21 protein-coding genes are annotated in these 25,520 nt (G+C 59.6%); 10 read left to right on the forward strand and 11 right to left on the reverse strand.

Annotated features, from left to right (window positions below; all coding sequences use genetic code 11):
• Window positions 1-1,221: a glycosyltransferase gene (locus ABSG47_RS04100; RefSeq protein WP_424166741.1), complete on the reverse strand. Its 1,221-nt coding sequence runs from the start codon at window positions 1,219-1,221 to the stop codon at window positions 1-3.
• Window positions 1,222-1,366: 145 nt separating this feature from the next.
• Between ABSG47_RS04100 and ABSG47_RS04105 the strand changes: the two genes are divergently transcribed.
• Complete coding sequence (locus ABSG47_RS04105) at window positions 1,367-2,494, forward strand: glycosyltransferase (RefSeq protein ID WP_424166744.1); 1,128 nt, start codon at window positions 1,367-1,369, stop codon at window positions 2,492-2,494.
• Window positions 2,491-3,711: a glycosyltransferase gene (locus ABSG47_RS04110; RefSeq protein WP_424166747.1), complete on the forward strand. Its 1,221-nt coding sequence runs from the start codon at window positions 2,491-2,493 to the stop codon at window positions 3,709-3,711. Before ABSG47_RS04105 ends, ABSG47_RS04110 begins: the two co-directional genes overlap by 4 nt.
• Here ABSG47_RS04110 and ABSG47_RS04115 read toward each other — a convergent pair.
• The 5 genes from ABSG47_RS04115 to ABSG47_RS04135 all read right to left on the reverse strand — a co-directional run bounded on the left by ABSG47_RS04115 (window position 3,650) and on the right by ABSG47_RS04135 (window position 10,614).
• On the reverse strand, window positions 3,650-4,426 hold the full coding sequence (locus ABSG47_RS04115; protein ID WP_424166750.1) for a DUF2334 domain-containing protein: 777 nt from the start codon (window positions 4,424-4,426) through the stop codon (window positions 3,650-3,652). The genes ABSG47_RS04110 and ABSG47_RS04115 overlap by 62 nt on opposite strands.
• Window positions 4,423-5,811, reverse strand: coding sequence for a murein biosynthesis integral membrane protein MurJ (murJ, locus tag ABSG47_RS04120; protein WP_424166753.1), 1,389 nt, complete (start codon window positions 5,809-5,811; stop codon window positions 4,423-4,425). Before murJ ends, ABSG47_RS04115 begins: the two co-directional genes overlap by 4 nt.
• Window positions 5,808-7,019, reverse strand: a complete 1,212-nt coding sequence (locus ABSG47_RS04125; RefSeq protein WP_424166756.1) for an O-antigen ligase family protein — start codon at window positions 7,017-7,019, stop codon at window positions 5,808-5,810. The genes murJ and ABSG47_RS04125 overlap by 4 nt, the downstream gene beginning before the upstream one ends.
• Window positions 7,020-7,021: 2 nt before the next feature.
• The gene (locus ABSG47_RS04130; RefSeq protein WP_424166759.1) at window positions 7,022-9,535 is read right to left on the reverse strand and encodes a polysaccharide biosynthesis/export family protein; all 2,514 of its coding nucleotides are present in this window, start codon (window positions 9,533-9,535) and stop codon (window positions 7,022-7,024) included.
• Between the two features lie 68 nt (window positions 9,536-9,603).
• Entirely contained in the window at window positions 9,604-10,614 is a 1,011-nt protein-coding gene (locus ABSG47_RS04135; protein WP_424166762.1) for an SDR family oxidoreductase, read from the reverse strand.
• Window positions 10,615-10,760: 146 nt separating this feature from the next.
• Here ABSG47_RS04135 and ABSG47_RS04140 point away from each other — a divergent pair, with 146 nt between their 5' ends.
• The 7 genes from ABSG47_RS04140 to rbsK all read left to right on the forward strand — a co-directional run bounded on the left by ABSG47_RS04140 (window position 10,761) and on the right by rbsK (window position 18,802).
• Window positions 10,761-12,104, forward strand: coding sequence for a nucleotide sugar dehydrogenase (locus tag ABSG47_RS04140; RefSeq protein ID WP_424166765.1), 1,344 nt, complete (start codon window positions 10,761-10,763; stop codon window positions 12,102-12,104).
• Between the two features lie 39 nt (window positions 12,105-12,143).
• A complete protein-coding gene (locus ABSG47_RS04145; protein WP_424166768.1) occupies window positions 12,144-12,626 on the forward strand; it encodes a hypothetical protein in 483 nt (160 codons plus the stop codon).
• Between the two features lie 90 nt (window positions 12,627-12,716).
• Window positions 12,717-14,624 (forward strand): (Fe-S)-binding protein, encoded by a 1,908-nt coding sequence (locus ABSG47_RS04150; RefSeq protein ID WP_424166771.1) that lies wholly within the window; start codon window positions 12,717-12,719, stop codon window positions 14,622-14,624.
• A 474-nt stretch (window positions 14,625-15,098) separates the two neighbouring features.
• Window positions 15,099-15,869, forward strand: coding sequence for an electron transfer flavoprotein subunit beta/FixA family protein (locus ABSG47_RS04155; RefSeq protein WP_424166774.1), 771 nt, complete (start codon window positions 15,099-15,101; stop codon window positions 15,867-15,869).
• Window positions 15,866-16,834: an electron transfer flavoprotein subunit alpha/FixB family protein gene (locus ABSG47_RS04160; RefSeq protein WP_424166776.1), complete on the forward strand. Its 969-nt coding sequence runs from the start codon at window positions 15,866-15,868 to the stop codon at window positions 16,832-16,834. Before ABSG47_RS04155 ends, ABSG47_RS04160 begins: the two co-directional genes overlap by 4 nt.
• Before the next feature lie 3 nt (window positions 16,835-16,837).
• On the forward strand, window positions 16,838-17,875 hold the full coding sequence (locus tag ABSG47_RS04165; RefSeq protein ID WP_424166779.1) for an AcrB/AcrD/AcrF family protein: 1,038 nt from the start codon (window positions 16,838-16,840) through the stop codon (window positions 17,873-17,875).
• 12 nt (window positions 17,876-17,887) lie between these two features.
• Window positions 17,888-18,802, forward strand: coding sequence for a ribokinase (gene rbsK / locus ABSG47_RS04170; RefSeq protein WP_424166782.1), 915 nt, complete (start codon window positions 17,888-17,890; stop codon window positions 18,800-18,802).
• Here the strand turns inward: rbsK and hutH are convergent, their stop codons facing one another.
• Genes hutH through ABSG47_RS04195 form a run of 5 tightly spaced genes read right to left on the reverse strand, consistent with a single transcriptional unit; the run spans window position 18,803 to window position 24,566 of the window.
• Complete coding sequence (hutH, locus tag ABSG47_RS04175; protein ID WP_424166785.1) at window positions 18,803-20,326, reverse strand: histidine ammonia-lyase; 1,524 nt, start codon at window positions 20,324-20,326, stop codon at window positions 18,803-18,805. It lies immediately after the preceding gene.
• A 5-nt stretch (window positions 20,327-20,331) separates the two neighbouring features.
• On the reverse strand, window positions 20,332-21,381 hold the full coding sequence (locus ABSG47_RS04180) for a sugar phosphate isomerase/epimerase family protein (RefSeq protein WP_424166788.1): 1,050 nt from the start codon (window positions 21,379-21,381) through the stop codon (window positions 20,332-20,334).
• A gap of 9 nt (window positions 21,382-21,390) precedes the next feature.
• Window positions 21,391-22,533, reverse strand: coding sequence for a Gfo/Idh/MocA family protein (locus ABSG47_RS04185; RefSeq protein WP_424166790.1), 1,143 nt, complete (start codon window positions 22,531-22,533; stop codon window positions 21,391-21,393).
• Window positions 22,534-22,537: 4 nt separating this feature from the next.
• Window positions 22,538-23,746: a D-mannonate dehydratase ManD gene (gene manD, locus ABSG47_RS04190; protein WP_424166792.1), complete on the reverse strand. Its 1,209-nt coding sequence runs from the start codon at window positions 23,744-23,746 to the stop codon at window positions 22,538-22,540.
• A gap of 43 nt (window positions 23,747-23,789) precedes the next feature.
• Entirely contained in the window at window positions 23,790-24,566 is a 777-nt protein-coding gene (locus tag ABSG47_RS04195; RefSeq protein ID WP_424166794.1) for an SDR family NAD(P)-dependent oxidoreductase, read from the reverse strand.
• Window positions 24,567-24,720: 154 nt separating this feature from the next.
• On the opposite strand from ABSG47_RS04195, the gene ABSG47_RS04200 reads away from it, so the two are divergent.
• Window positions 24,721-25,520 (forward strand): sugar kinase (locus tag ABSG47_RS04200; RefSeq protein WP_424166796.1); only part of this gene is annotated, 800 nt, incomplete at its 3' end.

A 25,520-nucleotide genomic window follows, 5' to 3' on the forward strand; every position in this document is an offset into this window, starting at 1 on the left:
CTACTCTATTTCCGCAAGCGCGGCCTCGCTGGGCACGATCCCGGCATCCGCGCTCATGATCTCGCGATACAGCGCTACCGTCAGGCTCATGACGCGCTCTTCAGAGAATCGGTCAATCGCCCATCGCCGCGCGGCAGTTCCCATTGTGCGCCGGCGCGGCTCATCGCCGATGAGCTGAAGTATTGCCTCGCAAATTGCCTCCGGATAGCCGGGTGGCACCAGTAATCCTGTCACCTCTGGAATCACGGCATCGCGGGCGCCGGTAGCGAGGGTAGTAATTACCGGCAATCCGGAGGCGGCTGCTTCAAGCACTGCATTCGGAAATCCTTCGCGCAGGGTGGGCAGAACCATCATGTCCATGGCGCGATACCACGGTGCGGCATCCGGCACAAACCCCGTACAGACAATGGCCGGATGGTTTTCAATTGCGCGCCGCATCTCGGGGTCGAGCGCGTCTTCTGAGGTATCAAACCAGCCCACCAGCAACAGCCGCGCGCGCGGATGCGACCGCAGGACGCTTTCAAAGGCCTCTATCAGCTCTGGAATGCCCTTATCGCGTGTAAGCCGGCCGACGAATCCAATCACAGGCGCGTCCGGAGCTATTTTCACTTTTTCCCGCAGCGTGCATGGCCCCGGCGCAAACCGCCGGGTGTCCACGCCGTTGCTGCTTCCGTCTCCAACACGCCGGAATTTTTTCGTTGGCGCCAGGTGCATGGCTACTGCTTTGGCTTGCAGGCTGGGACTGTTGCAGAGAACATGATGTGCGCTCCACGAAGCCAGTCGTTCGGCGGCCAGCAGAATGCGCCGCCGCAGCCCGCTTGAGGTTTCCAGCTTGAGGCCGCGCAGAAAATAGATCCTTGCCGGTACGCCCGCTAACAGGGCCGCCAGATTGCCCAGCAGGCCGGCCTTCGGCGTACTGAATTCTGTGAGATCCGGCCGCAGCCGGGCGAGCAGCCACCACAAGCGGAGGAGCGCGATCAGGTCGAGCAGCGGAGAGATGCCGCGCCGCATCGTCACGGCGTCTGTTTCAATCCCCTCCACTGCCGCAAAGCGGTCCAGCATGCGGCCCGGGCTGGAGACAAGACGAACTCGAAAACCCGCCTGGAGCAATCCCCGCACGCGGCCCGAGAGAAGCAGGCATGACTGTGGATGGGTGACACCAAGGACTATAAGTGGCTGACGATTGAGAGACGCCGCCTCATTCCCACCAAAAATTTCCATTTGCCCTCATTGGCTCAGAGATAAACCAACAAACAGGCGGGGATGAAAAGGCAAATTCAGAACAACAGAGGCAAAGTTTGCCCCAGAAAGTTACTACAGCTTTCAACTTCTTATTACTGTGGTGTATTTTGATACATAGCATATCATGACAACTCAGAGAACTGTGCTTTTCCTCATTCCGCATCTGGGAGGAGGAGGAGCAGAACGGGTTACGGCCAATCTTGCTTGTGGCCTGCCGGAGAGCCGCTTTCGCGTGCATCTCGGGCTGGTGACGGGGCTAGCTGCGCATGCGGCCTCAGGCGCTGCGGAACTGCCCGCGCGCGTTACGATGCACGCATTAGGAGCGACGCGCGTTCGCTCAGCTGTTTGGCCACTTCTTCGGCTGGTGTGGCAACTGAAACCCGACCTGATCTTCTCGAACATGTTTCATGTGAATTTTCTGGTGCTGCTTCTGCGTCCGTTGTTTCCGCGCCGCACGCGGTGCATCATCCGGCAGAATCAGATGACCTCGCCGGAGACCGGCACGGGAAATTTCACGCGCACTTTGTATCGCATGCTGTATCCGCACGCCGACAAGCTAGTGTGCCAGAGTGAGGCAATGGCAAAGGAGATGCGTACCTTGATTGGGACAACGCGAAATCTGCGGGTTTTACCCAATCCGGTTCTTTCAAAGTCCGCGCCCGAGCAAGACAAATTTTTTGCTCCCGTCTCCGAAAATCTTTGGCTCGGGCCCGGACCGCGGCTTCTTGCGATGGGACGGTTGACGCATGAGAAGGGCTTCGACATGCTTCTTTCCGCGTTTCTGCAAGTGCAGCGATCCTTTCCTACCGCCGAGTTGGCGATTCTCGGCCAGGGACCGGAGGATGCCGCGTTAAAGGCGATGAGCCGTGAGCTTGGTATCGAAGAGCAGGTGCATTTCGCCGGCTATGTGACGAACTCTCATGCGTGGTTCGGCGGCGCAACCGCCTTTGTGATGTCCTCACGTTATGAAGGCATCTCCAACGCACTGCTCGAAGCCGCGGCAGCCGGGCTGCCCATTGTGACTACGCCAACGCGGGGCGGCATAGCGGAGCTTCTGAGCAGCCAGCCTGGCGCATGGATCACTCGTGAGATTTCAACTCAGGCAATCGTAGAATCCTTGATCTTCGCGCTCGAATCCATCACGCCGGGTAAGCGCTTTTCACATTCATGGCTTCAGGACTACCGCATGGAAAACGCTCTTCCGCGATTCGAAAGCCTGATCAACGAAGTTCTGGCAGGTGCGCGCGCATGAAGCACATTGCATTTCTTCTTCCTACATTGAACCGTATTGGCGGAGCCGAGCGGCAGGTGGTTCTGCTCGCCACGGGCCTTGCAGCGCGCGGCTGGCGCGTTACGGTCGTGGCGCTCTCCGGCACATGCGGCCAAGCCTGCGGAGAGCTGCATGCCGCGGGAGTGGAGTTTTTAAGCCTGCACATGCGAAAGGGGCTGGCCGATCCACAGGGCTGGATACGCTTGAATGCATGGCTGAAGCAGGCACGCCCGGAGATTCTCCATGCGCACCTGCCGCATGCCGCGTGGCTGGCGCGCTGGTCGCGGCTTGCGGCACCGGTGCGTGTGGTCGTCGATACAATCCATACGGCGGGAATCGGCACGCAAGGGCGCAAGCTTGGCTACCGGCTCAGTAACTGGCTCACGGACCAGATCACCGCGGTGAGCGAGGGCGCGGGGCTGGCCTGGACCGCAGCGCGCATGGTCAGCGCGAACCATCTGGAGATATTGCCTAACGGCATCAACACCGAAATGTGGAAGCCTGATTCCACCGCGCGTGCCGAGCTCCGTGCCGAACTTGGCCTGCGTGATGAGTTCCTGTGGCTTGCGGCCGGACGACTGGAGGCAGTCAAGAACTTCCCTGCGCTTGTCGAAGCCATCGCAACGCTGCCACAGCATGCGCGGCTGGTAATTGCGGGAATCGGATCGCAGGCTGAAGCGCTCTGGTCGTTGGCTCGGAGCCTGGGGATCGAAAGCTCTGTGCGCTTTCCCGGTCACCAATCCAATCTGCTGCGCTGGATGCAGGCCGCCGATGGTTTTGCGCTCTCCTCGCGCTGGGAAGGCCTGCCCATGAGCCTGCTTGAGGCTGGAGCCTGCGGCCTGCCATGCGTCTCGACTGCGGTTGCCGGGGCAACAGAGATTATTCTCGACGGACAAACCGGCCTTCTTGTGCCCCAGGGAAACCAGAATGAGTTGAATGAAGCTATGCGCCGCCTGATGGCCATGAGCGCAAGCGAACGGCTGGCAATGGGCAATGCCGCACGGCAGAGCATCCTTGCGCGATACAGCATCCAGTCGGTGCTGAGCCAATGGGAAGATCTTTACGCAAGGCTGCTCGATGAGCATCCGGTTGCAACACGCTGGTCTCGTCATTCGATGAGCAAAGGCTTGCCTGTCTTTACGCCTGCCATTGGCGAACGAGCTTCTTCACCGAACGGCGTAGCCGCAGACGCCCCATAACAGCGGCCTCATAGATTCGTTCATTGGCGCTCATTTCGTGGGCCTCGTAGTCCTTCACCACGCGGTCAAATGAGGTGAAATGCGCGGCGTTGCGGCTGAGAAAGGCGCGGAGATCTTCTGCTACCGGGCGTGTTGTGGCGCCGGGGTGCAGACAGATGGTCCATAGGCCCTTCTTCCGTTCGACGGGCGACCATATCTGCTGCGGAATCCACACTACGCCTTCACGGAGAAATGGACGGAGCGCCATGCCGTCCGACAGGTATCCAATGCCTTCTTCGCGCAGAGCTGCCAGAGTGTTCGAGTCAAAACCGTGGCGGGGCGCAACCCACAGACGCGGATTCAATCCCTCGGCGCGCAACATTTCGAGTCCCATGCGCAGCATCTGGCGCTGTTCTTCCGCTGGCCTGCCGGAGAACTCGGTATGGCTGTGAAATGGAAGCATGCTTTTGCCCCGCTGCACGCACTGGTGCCTGTACCCGTGAATTGCAATGGCCGCTCCGGCAGCCTGCATTGCGCGCATCTGCGCCCAGAAGGCCGGATCGGGCGGGGAGTTGCGCAGCTCAGAGTCCTGATTGTCAGGCACCACGGCGAGAATGGGATGGATACCGAATTCGCGAATGATGGCCGCAAGCCGCCGCCATCGACGCTCATGCACCGTGGGACAGAGATCGTCCACGCGAAGCAGATATTGAGCGGGTTGCGGAATTTTTGTCATGCTCGACGATCCATGCCGTCCTTTCTTATCGGTGCAGTCACACGCAGGCGCTGGTTGAGCAGCCGATACGACCAGTACCACAGGAAGGCAAGTGTTGAAGCCGTCCACAACGATGTGGCCAGAGCAATTCCAGCGAGTCCCATCCAGCGCATCAGCACGATATTCAGCACAATGTCGAGCACCAGGTTGATGATGCCGCAATAGAGAATCAGATCGGTTCTACGCATGGCAAGTACAAACCGGTAATAGACGCGGCTTACGGCGAAGAATGGAATCTGCAGGGCGTACATGGCCATCACGGGAGCCACAGCAGCGGTATCACGCGCTGTAAATACACCATGCTGTAGTGTGAGCCGCACCAAGAACGGCGCGCCTGCAATCAGCGCAATCGCAATGGGCACGGAAACCAGCGCTGTGATGCCCGCCCAGTGACGCAGAGACCTGCGGCAGCCGCTCCAGTCCGCATCGGCAACCAGAACGGAGAAGTGCGGCGTAAGGGCCGAAGCCAACGCGCCGGCCAGAAGCGTCACCGCTACAGAGGCAAATCTCCCGGCATAGACGAGCGCAGAGACGCTGCCTGGAGGGAGCATTGCGGCCATTGCCTGATCCGCCAGAAGGCCGCCTGATGCCACCACGGAACTGAGCAATACCGGTCCATATTGCCGCGCTACCTCGCGCGCGGCCTGCGATTCCCCGCCCCGGCTCAGCGCAAACCGGTAGCCGTGTCCGTTCATGATCCATGCCATGAACGTCGCGTAGGCCGCGACTCCGAGCAGGTTTCCGCAGATTACTGCCCACACTCCGTATTGGCGTCCGAAGAGGAGCGCGGACGCAATAATGCCCAGTGGCATCAGTGCTGGAGCCAGCGCTGGGATGGCAAAGCGATCCATTGTGTTCAGAACCGCCGTGCAGTTGCTGGCAACGCCTGCAAGCAGCACCACCGGCAGCAGCATCCAGAAGATATGAATCGAAGACTCCAGTTTTGACGCGGCGAAGTTTGACGCGATGAGAGGAAACGCCACCGGAGCCAGAAGCGCCATCGCAATGGAAGCGCCCACCAGCAATAAAACCAGTCGCATCATGGTATGCGCCAGCAGCTTTTGCGCTTGCTCCGCGCCTTCCTGTATCCGCACGCGGACAAGCGTGGGAATCAACGCCTGATTCATGGATTCCGCAAAGAGATTGATCAGCAGATTCGGAATCATGGAGGCGATGAGATACGCATCCATCGCGTCCGAGCGGCCATATACACCAGCCAGCACAAACTCCTTGGCCGTTGCCGCCAACTTCACCGCCATGCTGAAGACCGCAACCGTGGTTGCCGCATGAAATACGCGGCGGAATGTGCCGATCTGGTGTTGCGGCGGCATGATCGCCTCGCTCATGCCGGTTCCACCAACACATGCGCGGAGTGTACTTCAGTCTCCGCGGAAAAGCAGCGTGCCGTCTCATCGGGCGCCTCCACGGCGAGCCGCCCAGCGCAGGCGATTAGCCCAAGGAGAATCCACGTGGTGCGGTTCTGTTCCACGGTGGCGGCGAGAAGCGTGAGACACCATACGGCAAGCGCTGTGCCCATACCGCTCTTCAATGCGCCCGCCATGCGTCGCACGCTCCACGCGCATGCCACCACGATGGCTGCACAGATAGTCAGCTCAACGATGCCGCCCTCGACCACGAGCGAAAGCAACGTGTTATGCGCAGTATCAATGGGCGCGAGACCTGAAGCTGCAACGAAGGTGCCCGCGCCTGATCCGAAGAGGGGCCTGCGTACAAACGCCTGCCACCCTGCTGTCCAGATATTGAGCCGCTGATTCAGATCGCCTCCCTGAAACTGTTCTGGAATCGTGGCAAGGCGATCAAAAGTTGCCGCAGGCACCACGGCCCAGATCAATGCAATGAGAAGCGGCACGCCAAAGAGCGCGGGCATCAGACGCTCCGGCCTGCGACGAAAGAGCACCACAGCGCTTCCGGCCAATGCCAGCAAGCCCGCCAACAGCCCCTCACGCGAACCGGTCAACAACACGCTCAGAAATCCCAGCGGAAGATAGCTTAGCGCAAGCAGCCTTGCCCACCGGCGACGCTCTGAGTTCAGGAGCAGAGCGGCAATCGGCAAACCTAGATCGAGAAAGCGTGCCACATCATTCGGATCCTGTCCATCGGCTACAAAGCGCGCCTGATCCGCTGCGTCGGGCGATGCGAAGTTCGCCAGCGTCAACGCGGCCAGAACGCATGCTCCCGCAATGTAAGCACGCATCAGCACGCGCAAATCTTCGGGGTTTTCCACCAGCTCCCATAGAAGCCAGACCGGCATCACTACCTGGAATGCGCCGCGAAGCCGGTCCAGCGTGGCATCCACGTCGATGCTCCACATCGACGAACAGCTCCACCAGAGAAACAGAGCCATCACCAGCCACTGCAACGCGCCAGGCGTGCGTATACGCCCTGCCTGCATTGCCGCGGGAATCATAAAGAAGAGCAGCAGTACTCCAGCCACTCGCGCTACATTGCCGATGGGCTCACCGAGATCAAGCGAATACTCCCATGGAACGGCAAAGGTGAAGATCACCATCAGCGCCCACGCCGCCCTGCGCATGCCTAGAACCTCTGCGAGTACACAAGACCCGCATAAATGCTGACGCCGACAGCCGACTGCACCATGGATTCCAGCGACCGGTTCAAGATATTCTTCGCCATCGAATCCGGAACGAAGAGAATGTCGCGCTCCTGTATCGGCTGATCCGGGTCCTGTCCGCGCAACATGCGCTTCAGGTTCAACTCCATCACCGCGCGTCCGCCGCCGGCCTGTTCGCGAATGAGAAGCGCCTTCTGCGTAGACGCATTCTGTGATGGCCCCCATGCCAGGGTAAGCGCCTGCAGCACCGTTAACTGCTGTGCCGGATCGACAGTAAAACCGCCTGGGCGGATCACATCGCCCACGACATACACAAGCTGCGCGCGACTTATTTGGATTGTGTCGCCGGGTTCGAGCTCGGGATTGCGCTCTGCTGCGCGCGCGGCATTTTTATCTTCCGTCTGCGGGATCAGAGCCACAAGCTGAGGCGTATCAGGCGTGTCTCGCTTGTAGATAGCCACTACGCTGCCTGCGGCCGGGCTCACTCCGGAGGCTGCCGCAATCAGGTCCAGCATCCGGTGGTGCGCCGTGTATGGATAGACACCCGGACGCGTCACCTCGCCCAGCACGCTCACATCCTGCGCTGCGTACTGCGTGACCAGGATGAAGACCTGGGGATGCAGCAGCATTCCCTTCTCCACCAGCACAGCGGCGATTGCCTTTGAGGCATCCGCTTCAGTGAGGCCGCCCAACTTGATCTCGCCGATCATCGGCAGTGTCACCGTGCCGGCCTGCGAGACACGTACCGTGGAATGAAACTCAGGACTGTGAAATTCGCTCACTTCCAGCAGATCGCCCGGCCCGAGTTTCCCTGGCACAGGAGCCGCGCCCATTCCGGGCTGCGTCGGAGCAGGGCCTGCATTCGTGCCGGTGCCGTTCCACACTGCAGGCGCTTCCTGCGGGTTCGGCGTAATCCTTGTGTCCGAACTCTGAGAAATCTTCGTCACTCCCTGCGGCAGTCCGGAGGTGGTGGGCGTGGGTCCCTGCGCGCGCGCTGTAAAACACGCCATGCAAACCAGCAGAAGCGCAACTACGCGCGCCGCACCAGACGATTTCCAGGACTCCATCAGGAATGCGCCTCCAAATGCCAGCCACAGAGCAACAAAGAGCGTGATGGCCATATACAGCGGCACATTCGGCGCGACGGGCTTGGCCGGCGGACGAGCGGGGTCCACCACCCATATATCCGCCGGATGCGCGCCCGCTTCCAGGCCGGCCTGCCGCACCTTCTGCTCTGTGCCGATGTATAGCTCGCGCGTTGCGTCGGCCTCATGCCGCATGGCCTCATACTGTGCCGTTGCGGCAGCGGCTGAAAAACCCTCTCCAGTTTGCGCATCGAGACTCCGCTTCACCATCTGCTCGCGATCGATAGCCGTTTGCCATGCGCCGTGCAGGCTTTCGCGCAGCTTCGCGTTCTCGGCCTGCAACTGTTTGTCCAGGTCCGCAAGCTGCTGGCGAATCTCCGCTACTCTGCCATAGTTCGGCCCATGCTCCAGGCTCAGTTGCGCCATCTCCTGCTGAAGGTCGCTGCGATGTGCGCGAATCTGCCTGAAGATGGAAGCCGAGAGATTGCTGTTTTCATTTTCAAGATGCGGGTCAGAAGCCAGCGCCAGCTCGGGATCGCCCTGCATCGCAGCCCTGTACTCGGCCTCGCGCAAAATCCGCTCGGAAGTCGCCGCCACGAGTTCCTTTGACAGCTCATCCACCTGTGTCATGGCAGAGAGATGCTGACCGGACTGCTCTTTGCCTGGGTCTTCCGGCGCAATCAGAATCCCGTTCTTCTTTTCAAACTCCGCTACCTTCTGGTCCTGTTCGTCGGCCTTTGCCTTCAGCTCCGCAAGCTGCGTTTCAAGCCATCCGGCAGCCTGCCCCGTGTCGGCCCGGCGTGACTCCGACTCCTGCTGCGTAAATGCGCGAATCAGCGCATTTACCACATCGGCGGAAACCGCAGCGTTGTGCGTGCGAAAACGAATCTCCACCAGCAGCGTGCGCGGAACCGTACCCACATGCAGCCTGCGCTGAAAGCGCTCCAGCAGATACGCCTGCGCCTCCGGGTCGGGCGCGGCTGGATTGAAATGCGGAAACCGCCGGTCAAACCATCCGCTAAATGCGGGCTCTGCGTACAGCTTGCGCTCCAGAATCACACGCCATGCAAGCTGATCGCTGCGAAAGACCTGGCCCAGCGTCTCCACCTCGGCCAGTCCCATCAGTGCGGAAGTGGACGGCGCCTGCTCCCTTGCACCCGCATTCATTACTTCTCCGGCATCCACGCGCAGCGCTACGCGAGCCTTCGCCTCGTATTGGTTTGGCGCAATCAGGCAATAGAGCAGGCATAGCAGCAGCAGGCCGCCCACCACTCCCAGCACAAACCAACGATGCGCCTTCACGATCCCCACGGCTGCGCGCAGTGACATCGAGTGGCTCGCGCGGCTGGCCGCCGGCTGCGAAGCGCCTTGTGGCTGTGCGGTCTCAGGCAATCCCAAAATCCTCAGTTCCTAAACTCTCCAAGCTAAAACATCGATTCATCGTTACGCCGCCCGGCATTTCATGCCAAGGCCGGTGCCGCGCTCGCCCCACGTCGTACACGCTTCCTGCTCCGCACTAAATTCTTCGTTGCAATTCCGCTCGCGCGATACCATTCCACGGTCCGCCGCAGCCCTTCGCGAAAATCCACCACCGGCGCATAGCCCAGCAATTCCACGGCGCGGCTTATGTCAGCCTGCGAGTCGCGTATGTCTCCAGGACGTGCCGGGGCGTAGGCCGGATCGCCGCGATAGCCGGTCAGCTCACGCAATATGCGGAAGGTTTCATTCAACGTATTACGGAAGCCCGTGGCCGTGTTCATCACCTGCCCGGAGACGCGCTCCACCGGCGCTTCGGCAGCCAGCAGATTGGCATGCACCACGTTGTCAATGTAGGTAAAGTCACGGCTCTGCTCGCCATCGCCAAAGATCGTCGGCTGCTCTCCAGCCAGCATCTTGCGGCAGAATACCGCCAGCACGCCGGAGTAATAGGAAGCTGGATCCTGATACGGACCAAAGACATTGAAGTACCGCAGCACAACCGTCTCAAGCCCATACACACGCGTGAACGACCGCACGTAGTGCTCCCCCGCCAGCTTTGCGACGCCATACGGAGAAAGCGGATGCTCCGGCATTTCTTCGTGCTTGGGCAGCGTGGGCGTGTCTCCGTATGCAGAAGAAGATCCTGCATAGACCACGCGCCGGACGCCCATTTCGCGAGCCGCCTCCAGCAGATTCACTGTGACATCCACGCAGTTACGGTTTGTGCCCACCGGGTCCGCCACAGATCGAGGAACCGAGGCCAGCGCCGCCTCATGAAACACGATCTCCACACCCGCGCAAGCCCGCATGCAGACAAAAGGGTCCGTAAGGTCGCCCTCAAGGAATTCTATTCCTTCCAGACCGACCAGGTTTTCCCTTTTTCCGGTTAAAAAATTATCGATGCCGCGCACCGTTTCGCCGCGCCGCAACAAATCCGCCACAATCGACCGGCCAATAAAGCCAGCGGCCCCCGTCACAAGAAAGCGTGCCAAGACAGTCAAACCCCTCCTCGGGGTAATTGAAACAATGCTGCACTGGGGTAATGAAAGGATATTACTCGAAAATGTTCTAAATGGATACGTTTTGATTAGGCGGTCCTAATTTGATAACACTCCTCAGGTCGTAGAATCAATTAAGTATGGCTACAACACTGGCCGGCTCGCTTGCCGGCGTCAAGCAACGCATTACCTCCCGCGAAGCCCGCGTGGGGATTGTTGGAATGGGTTACGTTGGTCTACCGCTGGCCCTTCTCTTCTCCGCAGAGCGCTTTCGCGTTACCGGCTTCGATATTGCCGCGGATAAGGTGGAAACCCTCAATGCAGGCGGATCCTACATCGTCCGGATTCTGCCCGAGGCCATTCAAGAGGCGCAAAAATCCGGATTCTGCGCGACCTCCGATTACTCGCATATCGCCGGGATGGACGCCGTCATCATCTGCGTACCCACGCCGCTCAACGAGTACCATGAGCCGGACCTGAGTTACGTTACCGGCACCATTCAGTCCATCGCGCCCTGGATCCACGAGGGCCAGCTCATCATTCTTGAAAGCACTACCTACCCCGGAACCACGGAGGAAATCGTCGTTCCGCTGCTTGAAAAAGGCAACAAACACGGCATTAAAGTTGCCTGCTCTGAAGGCTCCGGCGTGCATGTGGCCTTTTCGCCAGAGCGTGAAGACCCCGGCAACGACACTGTCGCCCGCCACGATATTCCCAAGGTCGTAGGCGGCTGCGGTCCCGCCGCTGTAGAACTGGCATCGGCGCTCTACGGCTCCATCTTCCGCCATGTCGTGCCTGTCTCGAGCCCCGCCGTTGCAGAGATGACCAAGCTGCTTGAAAACATCTATCGCTGCGTCAACATCGCGCTGGTCAACGAGCTCAAGCAGCTCTGCATGCGCATGGGCATAGATATTCACGAGGTCATCGACGCCGCAAAGACCAAGCCCTTCGGCTTCCAGGCCTTCTATCCTGGACCGGGACTCGGCGGCCACTGCATCCCCATCGATCCCTTCTATCTTTCATGGAAAGCCAGGGAATTCGACTTCCGCACGCGATTTATCGAGCTTGCTGGCGAAGTCAACACCAACATGCCGTACTTCGTCCTTGAGCAGACCGCCAGCGCGCTCAATGAGCACTCGAAGGCGATCAAAGGCTCAAAGATTCTCGTCCTCGGCCTGGCGTATAAGCGCGACATCGACGATCTGCGCGAGTCGCCTTCGCTCACCATCATTGAGCTACTCCGCGAAAAAGGCGCGCACGTCCGCTATAACGATCCCTACTTTGCCAAAGTAGGCCGCGGACGGCACTACGACCTCAACATGACAAATACGCCGCTCGATAACCTTGGCCAGTATGATGCGGTTCTCATCGTCACCGACCACACCAGCTACGACTACAAGGCCATCGTCGAGCAGTCGCAGCTTGTCATCGACACCCGCAACGCGACGAAAGGCATCGTTTCGTCGAAAATTGTGCGCTGCTGACACAGTTCAGTAGTAAGATTCCGCTCGCGGAGGTTCGCAGTGCCAAAAACTCCGTCTTCATGGCCGGATGACGTCTTGCCCTGCGACCCTCGCCTGCCCGCTGAAGCGCTTGCATACCGCCGCAGCGAAGGCCTCACCAGCGATCTGCTGCTGGGCAGCATCAACATCACCGCGTGGCTCTTTCGTGACCGGAATGGCCAGACAAACGTAAAGGTAAATCCCAACGTCACCATCAAAGAGATCGTTAAGGAATTCGGTCGTGCCGAAACGCCTGATGCGGAAGTCGGTCTTCACTCGGAGATGCTAGCCGCCAAATGGTTCCGTCAGCAGCGGGGCCTCCAGGTGCTGCAGGTCTTCTCCGAGCGCATCCCTCCTTGTCCAGCCATGTGCGCGCCCATGCTGAAGCACTACTATCCGGGAATCGCCTGGTATTACTACTACAATCCGCGCTCATTGAAGAACGAACAAGGCGGCATCGTCAGGCGCGCCGCGGCAGTTCTGAAACCTGCCTACGGAATATAAAATCGTCCGCGGCGTTGTCTGATGGAAGCCCCTGCTTTCGCGTCCCTTGTCCCTCCTGCCTCGTCCCCTGTATCGTGTTCACGGACGCTTATGTTTTCTCTTCATGCCACGCTGGCTGAGCCGCAGCACTTCTCACTTCTCGAAAAGCTCCTCTTCGCCGCGCTGGTCATCACAAGCGGCGGACTTTTCTTTCAGCGCTTCGATCCTATCCTTCGGAAAATCCTGAAGTCTAAAAATGATCCCGGCTTTCATCTCGCGCCGCTCGGCCGTCGCATCTGGGAATTCTTCTCCGAAGTCCTCCTTCAATCCAAAGTCATCGCGCAGCGACCACTCCCCGGCATCGCCCATGCCTTCGTCTTCTGGGGTTTTCTTGCCTTCGCGCTGGTTACCCTCAATCACGCAGCTGTGGGCCTTGGAATTGGCTTTCTTGACCCGACAGGCCGGGGATTTTCAGGATGGTTCGGGCGCTTCTACTTCTACCTCGCCGCCGCTTTCGCGCTCACGTGCGCTGTCAGTATCGCCGGTCTTTTTGTCCGTCGCTTCTTCGTGCGCCCGCGATGGCTTGGCGAAAAGCTATCCTACGAATCGGGCTTCATCGCTTTCCTCATCTTCGCGCTCATGGTCACGTATCTGGGCGCATTCTTTACCACGGATGCATCGCCAACGGCGCGAGTGCTTTGGTGGCTGCACACGCTTTCCCTGCTGATTTTTCTGCCGCTCATTCCGCATACCAAGCACCTGCATCTTGTTCTCAGCCCTGTCACGGTCTTTCTCTCGCGCGAAAAATTCAGTGACATTCCACCGCTCGCCAATGACGATGACTTCGGCCTGGTCGCCGGCCAGGACCTGACCAAGATCGTCAGCCTGCAGGCATATTCGTGCGTGGAATGCGGCCGCTGCACCGAACACTGCCCTGCCAATAACACGGGAAAGATCCTTAATCCAAAAGAAATTATTCTCGGCCTGCGCTCGTATCTCAACGACATCGGCCCAACGACAGAGGAACCTCTTCTCGGCAAATACAACTCGCAGGAAGCCGTCTTCCAATGCACCACCTGCGGCGCATGCGAGTTCCAGTGTCCTGTCGGCATTGAACATCTGCCCATCATCATCGGCCTGCGCCGCGGCGCTGTGAACACCGGCGCGTGGGAGAACGACTACGGCGGCAAGCTGTTTAACCAGTTGGAGCGCGGCTCCAATGCTCTCGGCATCTCTGCGCTCGAACGCGACAAGTTCATCCAGAAGGAACAGTTTCCCATCTTCGACGGCACACAAGAGTATTGCCTCTGGCTTGGTTGTATGGGCGGCTACGATCCCAAGGGACGCGAGATCATCTCCGCCTTTGCTCGCGTGATGAATCACCTGGGCACAAGCTACGGCGTGCTGAAAAAAGAAAAATGCACCGGCGATCCCGTTCGCCGTCTCGGCAACGACCTCGTCTTTCAACAACTCGCGGAAGCTAATCTCGAAACCCTCGCGCAGAACAACGTCAAAAAGATCGTAGCCATCTGCCCGCACTGCGTCCGCACCATACAAGAAGATTGGAAAGCCTACGGCACACCGCCTGAAATCGAACACCACAGCGAGTTCATGGCACGTTTTGCGCATCTGCTGCCGCAGAAATCCAGCGATGAAAAAATTGTGTATCACGATCCCTGTTATTTAGGCCGCTATCGCAACGTTTATGAAGAGCCGCGCCAGCTCGTGCAGATCAGTGGCACACTCGTAGAAGCTCCGCGCCACAAGGAGCGCAGCTTCTGCTGCGGCGCAGGCGGCGGTCTTGCATTCCTGGGCGAGGAATCCGGCGAGCGCGTCAGCCATGTTCGTGCGCAGGAACTCGTCGCCACCGGGGCAACAACCGTCGGCACAGCCTGTCCTTTTTGCAACACCATGTTCCGCGATGCGCTTGCGGCAACTGATACGCCGCCGCAGTTGCTCGATATAGCGCAGCTTGTTGCGCGTGGACTATCTGAACCTACGGAGACAAGCACGAAGTAGGTAGCAAATCACCCCTGTGTAGGAGAATGGAGCGAGACAGATGATCCAGTGGTTACAGAAATTCCGAGCCTACAGTTTCCCGATTTTTTCCACGATCCTCGTCTTCATATGCGCACAGATCGCGTTCTTCAAGGAGCAGTCTGAACTGCATCGTCTCGGGCACGGCACGGCAATTGTCTGGTGCTGCGAGGCTTTGTTTCTACTCGGAATGACAAGTTGTATTGCCGGGATTTACCTTTCCGTCGGAAACAGAAGAGTTCATCCGCTTTTCACTGCGCCCGGATACATCAGCATAGGAGTGCTTGTTATGTTCCTATCCTTCGTCGTTCAGTTTGACGTGTGGCAGACAATCGGAAAGTACTCTATGTTCTATGCACTACACCATTTGGCCAATCTCTAAATCGTAGGTCTTTTCGCGCTAGTTTCTGCGTAGTGGCCGACCAGACAACTTAATAATTCGGAGCCCCAGCAGCAATGAAAATCATCGTAGCCATCAAACAAGTCCCCGATCGCGATGCACCCGTCCGCATCGATGCATCCGGCAAGTGGATCGAAGAATCCGGCCTGCAGTTCGCCATGAATGAACCAGACGCCTACGCGCTGGAAGAAGCGCTACGCCTCAAAGAAGCTCACGGCGGCGAAGTCATCGTTCTCAGCGCAGGCCCCGAGCGAGTCGGCACCACCATTCGCGAAGCTCTTGCCAAAGGCGCTGACCGCGCCATCCACATCACCGCGGACGATCTCGGCTCACGCGATGCTCTCGGCGTGGCAAAACTAATCGCAGAAGCCATCAAGCCGGAATCACCCGATCTTATCCTCACCGGCCTGCAATCCGAAGACCTTGGCCTCGGCCAGACCGGTGTCATCCTTGCCGAGCTGCTCAATTTGCCCCACGCCTCGCTCATCCTGCACGTCGAAGCCATCGGCTCCGGCCTCAAGGTCAAGCGCGAGCTTGAAGCCGGCTGGTTTCAGGAGATCGAGCTGCCCACACCCGCCGTTCTGACGATCCAATCCGGCGGCAACAAGCTGCGCTACGCCACGCTGATGGGCATCAAGAAGGCCAAGACCAAGGAATTGCGCGCCGTCAGCGCCGCCGATCTCGGGCAATCATCCGCGCCAACCGTCACACTCGAACAGATCGCGCTCCCGTCCAAGCAGCGCTCCACACAAATCCTGTCCGGCAGCGCGAAAGAAGCCGCCGCGGCACTGGTAGAAAAATTGAAGTTCGAGGTGCGTGTGATATGAGCGCTATTTTTGTCATTCTCGAAGAGAACAACGGCCAGATCAGCCGCATCAGTTGGGAAGCACTCGCCGCAGGAGCCGCGCTCGCCACGCAAACCAGCCTTCCGCTGCACGCCGTTGTCATCGGCGCATCTACAGAAGCTCTCGCCGCAGAAGCAGCCGCAAAGCAAGTCGCTGGAGTCACGCGGATTGAGCACGCGCTGCTGGCGCAATACACGCCCGACGGCTGGACCGCCGCGCTACATCAATTCCTAACTGCTAATCCCGCAACGTACATCGTCTTCCCGCACACCTATCAGGTCCGCGACTACGCGCCCGCGCTTGCCGCGCGCATGAATCAGGTCCTCATCGGTGACATCACCGGCATCTCCGCAGGTCCTGTCTTCGCACGTCAGCTTTTGCAAGGCCGCCTCAGTGGCAGCTACAAGCAAACAGGCGACGGCCCATGCTTCATCTCCGTTCAAGCCGGTGCATTTCGCGCAGATGCCATTGCCGCAGGCTCAGCACAAATCGCCACCTTCGCGCCAACCATCGAGCAACCGCAAATCCGCACCAAGCCCGGCGAACCTTTCCGCGCATCAGCGCAAACCGTCGATCTCGGCTCCGCCCCGCTCATCGTCAGCGTGGGCCGCGGCATCAAGGAAGCCGACAACCTCCCGCTGGTGCAGGATCTCGCCACGGCGCTTGGCGCGGAGCTTGCCGCATCGCGCCCCATCTGCGACAACGGCTGGCTTCCCATGGAACGCCAGGTTGGCAGCAGCGGCCAGACCGTTGCGCCCAAGCTCTACCTCGCCGTCGGTATCTCCGGCGCCATCCAGCACCTCGTCGGCATGAAAGCTTCGCAGTGTATAGTTGCCATCAATAAAGATCCTGACGCGCCCATCTTCGAAGTCGCAGATTACGGCATCGTTGGCGATCTTTTTGAAGTCGTTCCCGCACTCACGGAAGCCATTAAGTCTGCGAAATAAGCCATGTTCATTCCCGAGACTTACCAGGCCGCGCTTCTGCTCATGATCCTCAGCATGATCTGCTGGGGATCGTGGGCGAACACGCTCAAGCTCGCACCCGGTTTTCGCTTTCAGCTCTTCTACTGGGATTACGTGATCGGCCTCGCCGCCGGAGCCATCGCCTGGGGTCTCACTGCGGGCAGCGCTGGCCACACTGGTCTTCCGTTTCTGTCGGACGTACTGCACACAAGCGCAAGTCGTATCCTCTGGGCCGCCGCCGGCGGAGTCATCTTCAACATCGCCAACCTGCTTCTCGTTGCCGCCATCGATGTCGCTGGACTCGCAGTCGCTTTCCCTGTCGGCATCGGCCTTGCGCTCATCGTTGGCACAATCTCCAGCTACATCGTTCGCCCCGCCGCCAATCCTCTGCTACTCTTCGGCGGTGTCGCGCTCGTCACCGTAGCCATCCTGCTCGATGCAGCCGCCTATCGCCGCCGCGAGCAAAGCGCCACCGGGGTCCCCACGGACAGGTCTTCGTTCGTGGGGTTGAAAGCCACCTCCACGCGCGGCATTGTGCTCTCGCTTATCGCCGGCCTGCTGATGGGATCCTTCTACCCGCTTGTAGCCCATGCCATGAGTGCGCCGGAATCCGGCCTCAGCCCTGGCCCCTACGCCACTGCGCTCTTCTTTGCTATTGGTGTCCTCATCAGCACCATCCCCGCCAATCTCGCGCTCATGGCCCGCCCGCTCGACGGCAAGCCGCCCGTGTCACTCAGCGGCTATTGGTCCGCTCCCTTCGGCTGGCACGCCGCAGGCTGGATCGGCGGAGCCATCTGGGCCACCGGAGCCATTGCCAACTTCGTCGCCTCGCAAACTCACTTCGTCGGCCCCGCCGTCTCCTACTCCATCGGCCAGGGCGCCACTATGGTTTCCGCCTTCTGGGGTGTCTTCATCTGGCGCGAATTCGCTGGCTCGCCGTTCTCCGCGAAGCTTCTTCTCTTCTTCATGTTTGTCTTTTTCCTGCTCGGTCTGGGCTCCATCGCGCTCGCGCCACTCCACTAAAAGGTTCACAAGATGCACACGAAACCTATCGTCGTCATCGGCAGCATCAACATGGATCTCGTGGCCCGCACGCCGCGCATTCCACTCGCAGGTCAAACCCTCACCGGTACGGATTTCTCCACCACTCCCGGCGGCAAGGGCGCAAACCAGGCCGTTGCAGCCGCGCGCCTCGGCCCTCATGTGCAGATGATCGGAGCCGTCGGCAATGACGTCTTCGGCGAAGCCTTGCACAGCAATCTCGCAAACGCCGCCGTCGATACCAGGGCTGTCGCCCACGTTCCCGGACCCTCTGGGGTCGCGCAGATTCAGGTCGCTGACAACGGGCAGAACAGCATTGTCGTCGTTCCGGGAGCCAATGGCGCAGTTACGCCTGAGCTCATTCGACAACACACCAAGCTCATCCAATCCGCAGGCATCGTTCTGCTGCAGCTCGAAATCCCGCTCGATACCGTGCTGACCGCATGCGAACTCTGCGCCACAGCACAAGTCCCTGTCATCCTCGATCCCGCACCTGCTGCCTCGTTGCCAGACGCCATCTGGCCTCAGCTCGCATGGTTCACGCCTAATGAAACCGAGCTTGGACTTTATACAGGTAGCGGATTTCCACCAGAAACCGCAGCCAAACAATTGCTGGCACGCGGTGTTCACGGCGTCGCACTCAAGCGCGGCGCGGAAGGCGTTTATGTTGCCGCATCCGGCGAAGAACCTACATGGGTTCCCGCCTTCCACGTCGAAGCCATCGACACTGTTGGTGCTGGAGACTGCTTCAATGGCGCCTTCGCCGTCTCACTTCTCGAAGGCAGCTCATCTGCTGCGGCCGCGCGCTTCGCTTCCGCTGCCGCAGCCATCTCCGTCACGCGCAACGGCGCTCAGGCCGCTATGCCCACACGCGAAGAAGTGGATGCCTTCCTCGCTTCACACGGCTAATCAGCACCACTCACGGAAAGCCCCATTCCGCACCGCACGCGCCATCGCCTCCATGTCGCCGGACAGCACGCGGTCTTCGCCGAGCCGCGTCACCACCGCGCGCACCGCACTGTAAGCGCCCTCAACAGCAGCGCTCGACTTCAACGGCCTGCGGAACTCCAGCGCTTGCGCTCCGCACATCAGCTCAATGCCCACCACGCGCTCCGCATTCTCCACAATCTGCCGCAGCTTCAGCGCACCGGTCATGCCCATCGACACATGATCCTCCTTGCCACCGTCTGTAGGAATGCTCCCCGTCGAAGAAGGGTGGGCCAACACCTGGCATTCGTTGATCAGCGCAGCCGCCACAATCTGCGCCATCATGAATCCCGAAGACAACCCCGGATCGCCCGCGAGAAACGCAGGCAATCCTTCATTGATATCCGGATTCAACAGCCGATCGATGCGCCGCTCCGTGATGCTCGCCAGATCTGTGAGCGCCACCGCAGCATAGTCAAACGCATACGCCAGCGGTGCGCCATGAAAATTTCCGCCAGAGATTACGCTCTCTTCCAACTGCGATCCATCCGGGAAAATCAGCGGATTATCGGTAGCCGAGCCCGCCTCCGTCTCAAGCACGCCTGTCACATGGTCCAGCACGCCGCGCACCGCTCCATGCACCTGCGGCATGCAGCGCAGGCAATACGCATCCTGCACGCGCGTATCGCCTGTGCGGTGCGACTCTCGAATCTCTGAGCCCGCAAGCAACTGAATCAGGTGCGCCGCTGATGCAATCTGCCCTGCGTGCGGCCGCGCCGTATGAATCCGCGCATCGAAGGCAGCCGGCGTGCCCATCAACGATTCCAGGCTCATCGCGCCTGCCACATCGGCCAGCCGCACAAGCCGCTGTGCACGCGCCACAGCCAGCGCACCGACAGCCGTCATGGCTTGTGTGCCGTTCAGCAGCGCCAGGCCTTCTTTGGCGGCCAATTGAAGCGGCTTTAGACCTGCTTGCCGCAGTGCTTCACCGCCTGCAAGCCGTTGGCTTTTGTAGAAAGCCTCACCCTCGCCAATCACCACCAGCGCCAAGTGTGCCAGAGGAGCCAGATCGCCGCTTGCGCCCACTGAGCCGCGTTCGGGAATCACCGGCGTCACGCCTGCATTCAGCATCGCAGCCAGCAGTTCCACAATCTCCGGCCTGTTTCCGCTGAAGCCCTTGGCCAGCACATTGGCTCGCAGCAGCAACATGGCACGCGCTTCGCCTTCCGCGAGCGGATTTCCCACTCCGCCCGCATGGCTGCGCACCAGATTTGTCTGCAACTGCGCCAGCTTGTCCGCAGGCACGCGCACATCGGCCAGCTTGCCAAAGCCGGTGTTGACGCCGTACACAGTTTGCCCCGCCGCCAGAATCTGCTCGATCAGCGCGCGACCTTCGGCCATTCGCAAGTGTGCCGCTGCGGCAATCTCAACGTGGCATCCATCCAGCGCCACAGCTTCAATCTCCGCCAGGCTCAGCGGCTGTCCATCCAACTGCAACGTATCCATTCGTTCTAATCCAACCCCAGAATCTTTCTGTTTTTTTCTTTATCTGAACCCGCGTTCGCAAAATCGTCAAATGCTTTTTCCGTCACGCGAATGATATGGCTCTCGATAAACGGCGCACCTTCCGCCGCGCCCTGTTCGGGATGCTTGATGCAGCACTCCCACTCCAGTACCGCCCAGCCCGGATAGTCATACTGGGCGAGTTTGGAGAAGATTGCGCCGAAATCCACCTGCCCATCGCCCAGCGAACGAAACCTTCCCGGCCTCTCGATCCACGGCAGGTAGCCGCCATACACGCCGGCCTTCCCAGTTGGATTGTACTCCGCATCCTTTACATGGAAAGCTCTTACCCGTTCGTGATACAGGTCCAGAAACTCCAGGTAATTCATCTGCTGCAGCACCATGTGGCTCGGGTCATAGAGAATGTTCGCGCGCTTGTGGCCGCCAACCTCATCCAGGAACCGCTCAAAGGTCGCGCCATCGTGCAGGTCCTCGCCGGGATGCAACTCGAAGCACGCATCCACACCAGCCTCATCAAACGCATTCAGAATCGGCAGCCAGCGCCGACCCAACTCCGCAAAGGCTTCTTCCATTAACCCCGCAGGCCGCTGCGGCCAAGGATAAAAGAACGGCCATGCCAGTGCGCCAGAGAACGTCGCATGCGCAGTCAGTCCCATCCGCCGGCTTGCCTTCGCCGCCCAATGCAATTGCTGCACGGCCCATGTCTGGCGCGCCTTTGCATCGAGACCCGCTGGCGCAAATCCATCCAGCATCGTGTCGTATGCCGGATGGCTTGCAACTAACTGTCCTTGCAGATGCGTGGACAGCTCCGTCACTTCGAGACCTGCCGCGCGCACTGTGCCCAGAATCTCGTCGCAGTACTCCTGGCTCTCCGCCGCGCGCTGCAGATCGAACAACCGCTTGTCCCAAGTGGGAATCTGCGCACCCACAAAACCCAAATCCGCAGCCCACTGCGCTAAATTCGCCAGCGTATTGAACGGCGCTTCATCGCCTGCAAACTGCGCCAGAAATATCCCTGGCCCTTGAATCGTCTTCATCGCCATCCCTCAAAACTCCACCCAACCACCACTTGCATTGCTCGCAATAGCTCGCTCAATAAACCGCATACCGCGCACACCGGCGCGAATCCCCGGCAACGTGGCTGGAATCTCAGCTTTATTCTCACGCCAAGCCTCAAGCCAATCCGCAAATTCGCGATACAGCACCGCAAAGGCTTCGAGATAGCCTTCCGGATGACCACCCGGCAGGCGTGTGACAGCTCGCGCGTCGGCGCTAAGATACGCGCCGGCCGCATGGCGAATCTCTTCCGGCCCACTCGCCGGCCAGATGCGCAGATGATTCGGATCTTCCTGCTCCCAGTGCAGCGAAGCCTTCTCGCCATACACCCGCAGCCTCGGATTGTTGCCCTCGCCCGTGGCAATCTGTGAAACCAGCAGCACGCCTTCCGCTCCGTTATCCAGCTTCAGAAGCGCAGTGCAATCATCATCCACCTTCCGCGTAGGAATCACCGAGCGGAGCGAAGCGTGAATACCCGTCACTGAAAGACCAGTGACATACTCGACCAGATGAAACGCGTGCGTGCCGATGTCGCCAATTGCCCCACCCGGCCCACTCTTCGCCGGGTCCACGCGCCACTCCGCCTGCTTGTTGCCCGTCTCTTCAAAGGCTGTGCTCAGCCACCCCTGCAGATAATCTACGGCGATCTTGCGAATTTTCCCCAGCGCGCCAGAGGCGCAGATTGCCCGCGCCTCGCGTACCAGCGAATAGCCCGCGTACGTATGCGTCAGCGCGTACGGCAACCCCGATGCCGCGACGACTCCCTCCAACTCCAGAACTTCGTCATAGGTCGCTGTCGCCGGTTTGTCGCTCACTACTGGAAAACCCGCCTGTAGCGCGGCCTTCGCAATCGGCAGATGCAGATGATTCGGCGTAGCAATCACTACAAAGTCGATGCCATCTTCACGCTGCTTCTCGCTTGCCAGCATCTCTTCCCAGCTAGCATAAGCGCGCGCAGGATCAATCCGATACATCGCAGCCGCAGCCTTCGACTTCTCCGCTGAAGAAGAAAACGCTCCGGCAACCAACTCAATCCGCCCATCCAGCTCAGCAGCCATCCGATGCACCGGGCCGATAAATGCACCCGGCCCACCGCCGACCATTCCCATCTTCAGTTTCCGTGCAGTCGTCATCGCCCTACCAATCTGTTAACGTTCCATCGAGTTTTCGATTCACCGGCAGATATGCCCTGTGATACGGATACTTCGCAGCCAGCGCCTCATCCAGATCCACACCAAGCCCCGGCTTCTCGCCCGGGTGCATATATCCATCCGTATACATGTACGCATGCGGAAAGACAGCATCCGTCTCCTCTGTATGCGGCATGTGCTCCTGTATCCCAAAGTTATGGATCGCCAGGCCAAAGTGGAGAGCAGCAGCCATCGTCACCGGCGAGAGATCCGTCGCACCGTGGCATCCAGTCCGCACGTGATACAGATCCGCAAAATCCGCCAGCTTCTTCAGCGCCGTCAGCCCGCCGCCATGCACAATCGTCGTACGAATGTAATCGATCCACTGGTTGCGAATCAGATCATGCGAATCCCAGATCGAATTCAACACCTCGCCCACTGCAATCGGCGTTACTGTATGCTCGCGGATTAACTTAAAGCCCTCCTGCAACTCTGCCGGCGTAGGATCTTCAATCCAGAAGAGATGATATGGCTCCAGCTCCTTGCCCAGCCGCGCCGCCTCAATCGGCGTCAGCCGGTGGTGGCAATCATGCAACAGATGGAGATCCTCACCAAATCTTTCTCTTACCTTTTGGAAGAGCTTTGGAGTGGCACGAAGATACGGCTCCGTAGCCCACTCATATTCGCTCGGTAGCCCACGCTCCGCAGGCTCATAGCGTCCGCCGCCTTTGGACACGCCATACGTGCCCTTGAGCCCCGCCACGCCGCTCTGTACCCGGATCGCTCTGTATCCCAACTCCTGATGCGCCGCCACATCGTCGAGCGCCGCTTCCGTGTCCTTGCCAAAAGCATGGCAATACACCATCACGCCATCCCTGCTTTTGCCGCCCAGCAGGTTATATACCGGAGTATTCAGCGCCTTGCCCTTGATGTCCCACAGCGCCACGTCCACGGCGGCAATCGCACTCATCGTCACTGGCCCGCGCCGCCAGTACACCCCGCGATACAGGTACTGCCAGATATCTTCGGTCTGAAAAGGGTCGCGCCCAATCAGGCACGGAATCACATGCTCCGTCAGGTAGCTGGCGACAGACATCTCGCGCCCGTTCAGCGTTCCATCGCCGAGCCCGTAGATTCCCTCATCCGTCTCCACCTTCAGCGTCACAAAGTTCCGCCCCGGCGAGGTGATATTCACATACGCATTCGTAATCTTCATCGCTTCAATCCGTACTCATCGAATTAGGCTCATTGATTTACGCTCACTGGTTTACTGCGCTGGCCAAAAACCCGCCATCTACCGCAATAATCTCGCCTGTCACAAACCCCGCCGCCTCGGAAGCGAGATACACCGCCGTACCCGCCACTTCCTTCGCCTCGCCAAACCGCCCCATCGGCGTGCGCATCTTCAGCTCCGCTCCACGCGCCGTGCCTTCCACAATCGCGCGATTGAGCGGCGTAGGAAACACCCCCGGCGCAATCGCATTCACATTCACGCCATGCGTCGCAAGCTCAATTGCCAGCACCTGCGTCAGTGAACCAATCCCTGCCTTGCTCGCGCAATACGCGGCCACTTCCTTAAACCCCACAAAGGTGCTCAACGAGGCAATGTTGATAATCCGCCCATACCGCGCCTTCACCATTCCTGGCGCAAAAACCTGGCAAGCCCGCAGAGTTCCCGTCAGGTTGGTATCCAGCACCCGCGCCCACTCCGCCTCTGTCTCTTCCAACGTTGGAGCCTTATGCGTCACACCTGCCGCATTGACAAGAATGTTCACTTTGCCAAATTCCGCCACCACCGCATTGCGCAACGCCTCCAGCGAGCCGCGATCCGTCACATCGCTCGTCAGGCGCACCGTTCTGCGTCCCATCGCTTCAATTTCACCCGCAACCATCTCCACCTGCTCAGCGCGCCGCGAGCTCGCCACCACATCCGCGCCGGCCTCAGCCAGCCCAATCGCAATCGCATAGCCCAGGCCCGTTGTTCCGCCCGTCACCACGGCCACGCGCCCGCTTAAATCAAAGAGGCTCTTTGCCATCCCGCTCCTCTGTTCCCAATTGCACACTTTACAGGATGCCCCGCAACCCCGTCACACTTATCCGCACCCATCCACCGAATTTCACTAAGTCGATTTACTAAAGGCCTCACGCATCCCCACCCCCAATGCGTTACATTGATTCAGGAAAAGTCTTATGGAACCCATCGTCATCCCCACCCAACGCCGCTGGGATCTTCTCTCGCTCGGCGAAGTCATGCTCCGCCTCGATCCGGGCTCAGTTCGCGTGCATACCGCGCGCCAGTTCACCGCATGGGAGGGCGGCGGCGAGTACAACGTAGCCCGCGGCCTGAGCCGCTGCTTCGGCCTCCACACCGCCATCGCCACCGCGCTCGCGGATAACTCCGTAGGCCGCCTCGTTGAAGACTTCATCTTTCAGGGCGGCGTCGATGCCTCGCTCCTCAAATGGGTTCCCTATGACGGCGTAGGCCGCGCCACGCGCAACGGCCTCAACTTTACAGAGCGCGGCTTCGGCCTGCGCGCCGCTGCTGGTACATCCGACCGCGGCCACACCGCCATCAGCCAGATCAAATCGGGCGACTGGGATTGGACCTCTATCCTCGGCCCGGAAAACGGCGCGCGTGCTTTGCACACAGGCGGCATCTTCGCAGCACTCTCACCCTCCACAGCGGAAGTCGCTCTTGAAGCCATGACCGCAGCCCAAGCCGCCGGCACAGTAGTCTCCTTCGACCTCAACTACCGCGACTCCCTATGGAAAGCCATCGGCGGCAAGGCCAAAGCGCAGGAAGTTAACCGCGCCCTCGTCAAAAAAATCGACATCCTGCTCGGCAATGAAGAAGACTTCTCCGCCATGCTCGGCGTGCATCTCAAAGGCGTCTCGGAAGACTTCGCAGAACTTCCCGTCCACGCCTACGAAGAGATGCTCCGCGAAGTCGCCAGCCTCTATCCCAATCTCAAGCTAGTCGCCAGCACCCT

It is taken from the genome of Occallatibacter sp., from assembly GCF_049510455.1.
Taxonomy (GTDB): domain Bacteria; phylum Acidobacteriota; class Terriglobia; order Terriglobales; family Acidobacteriaceae; genus Telmatobacter.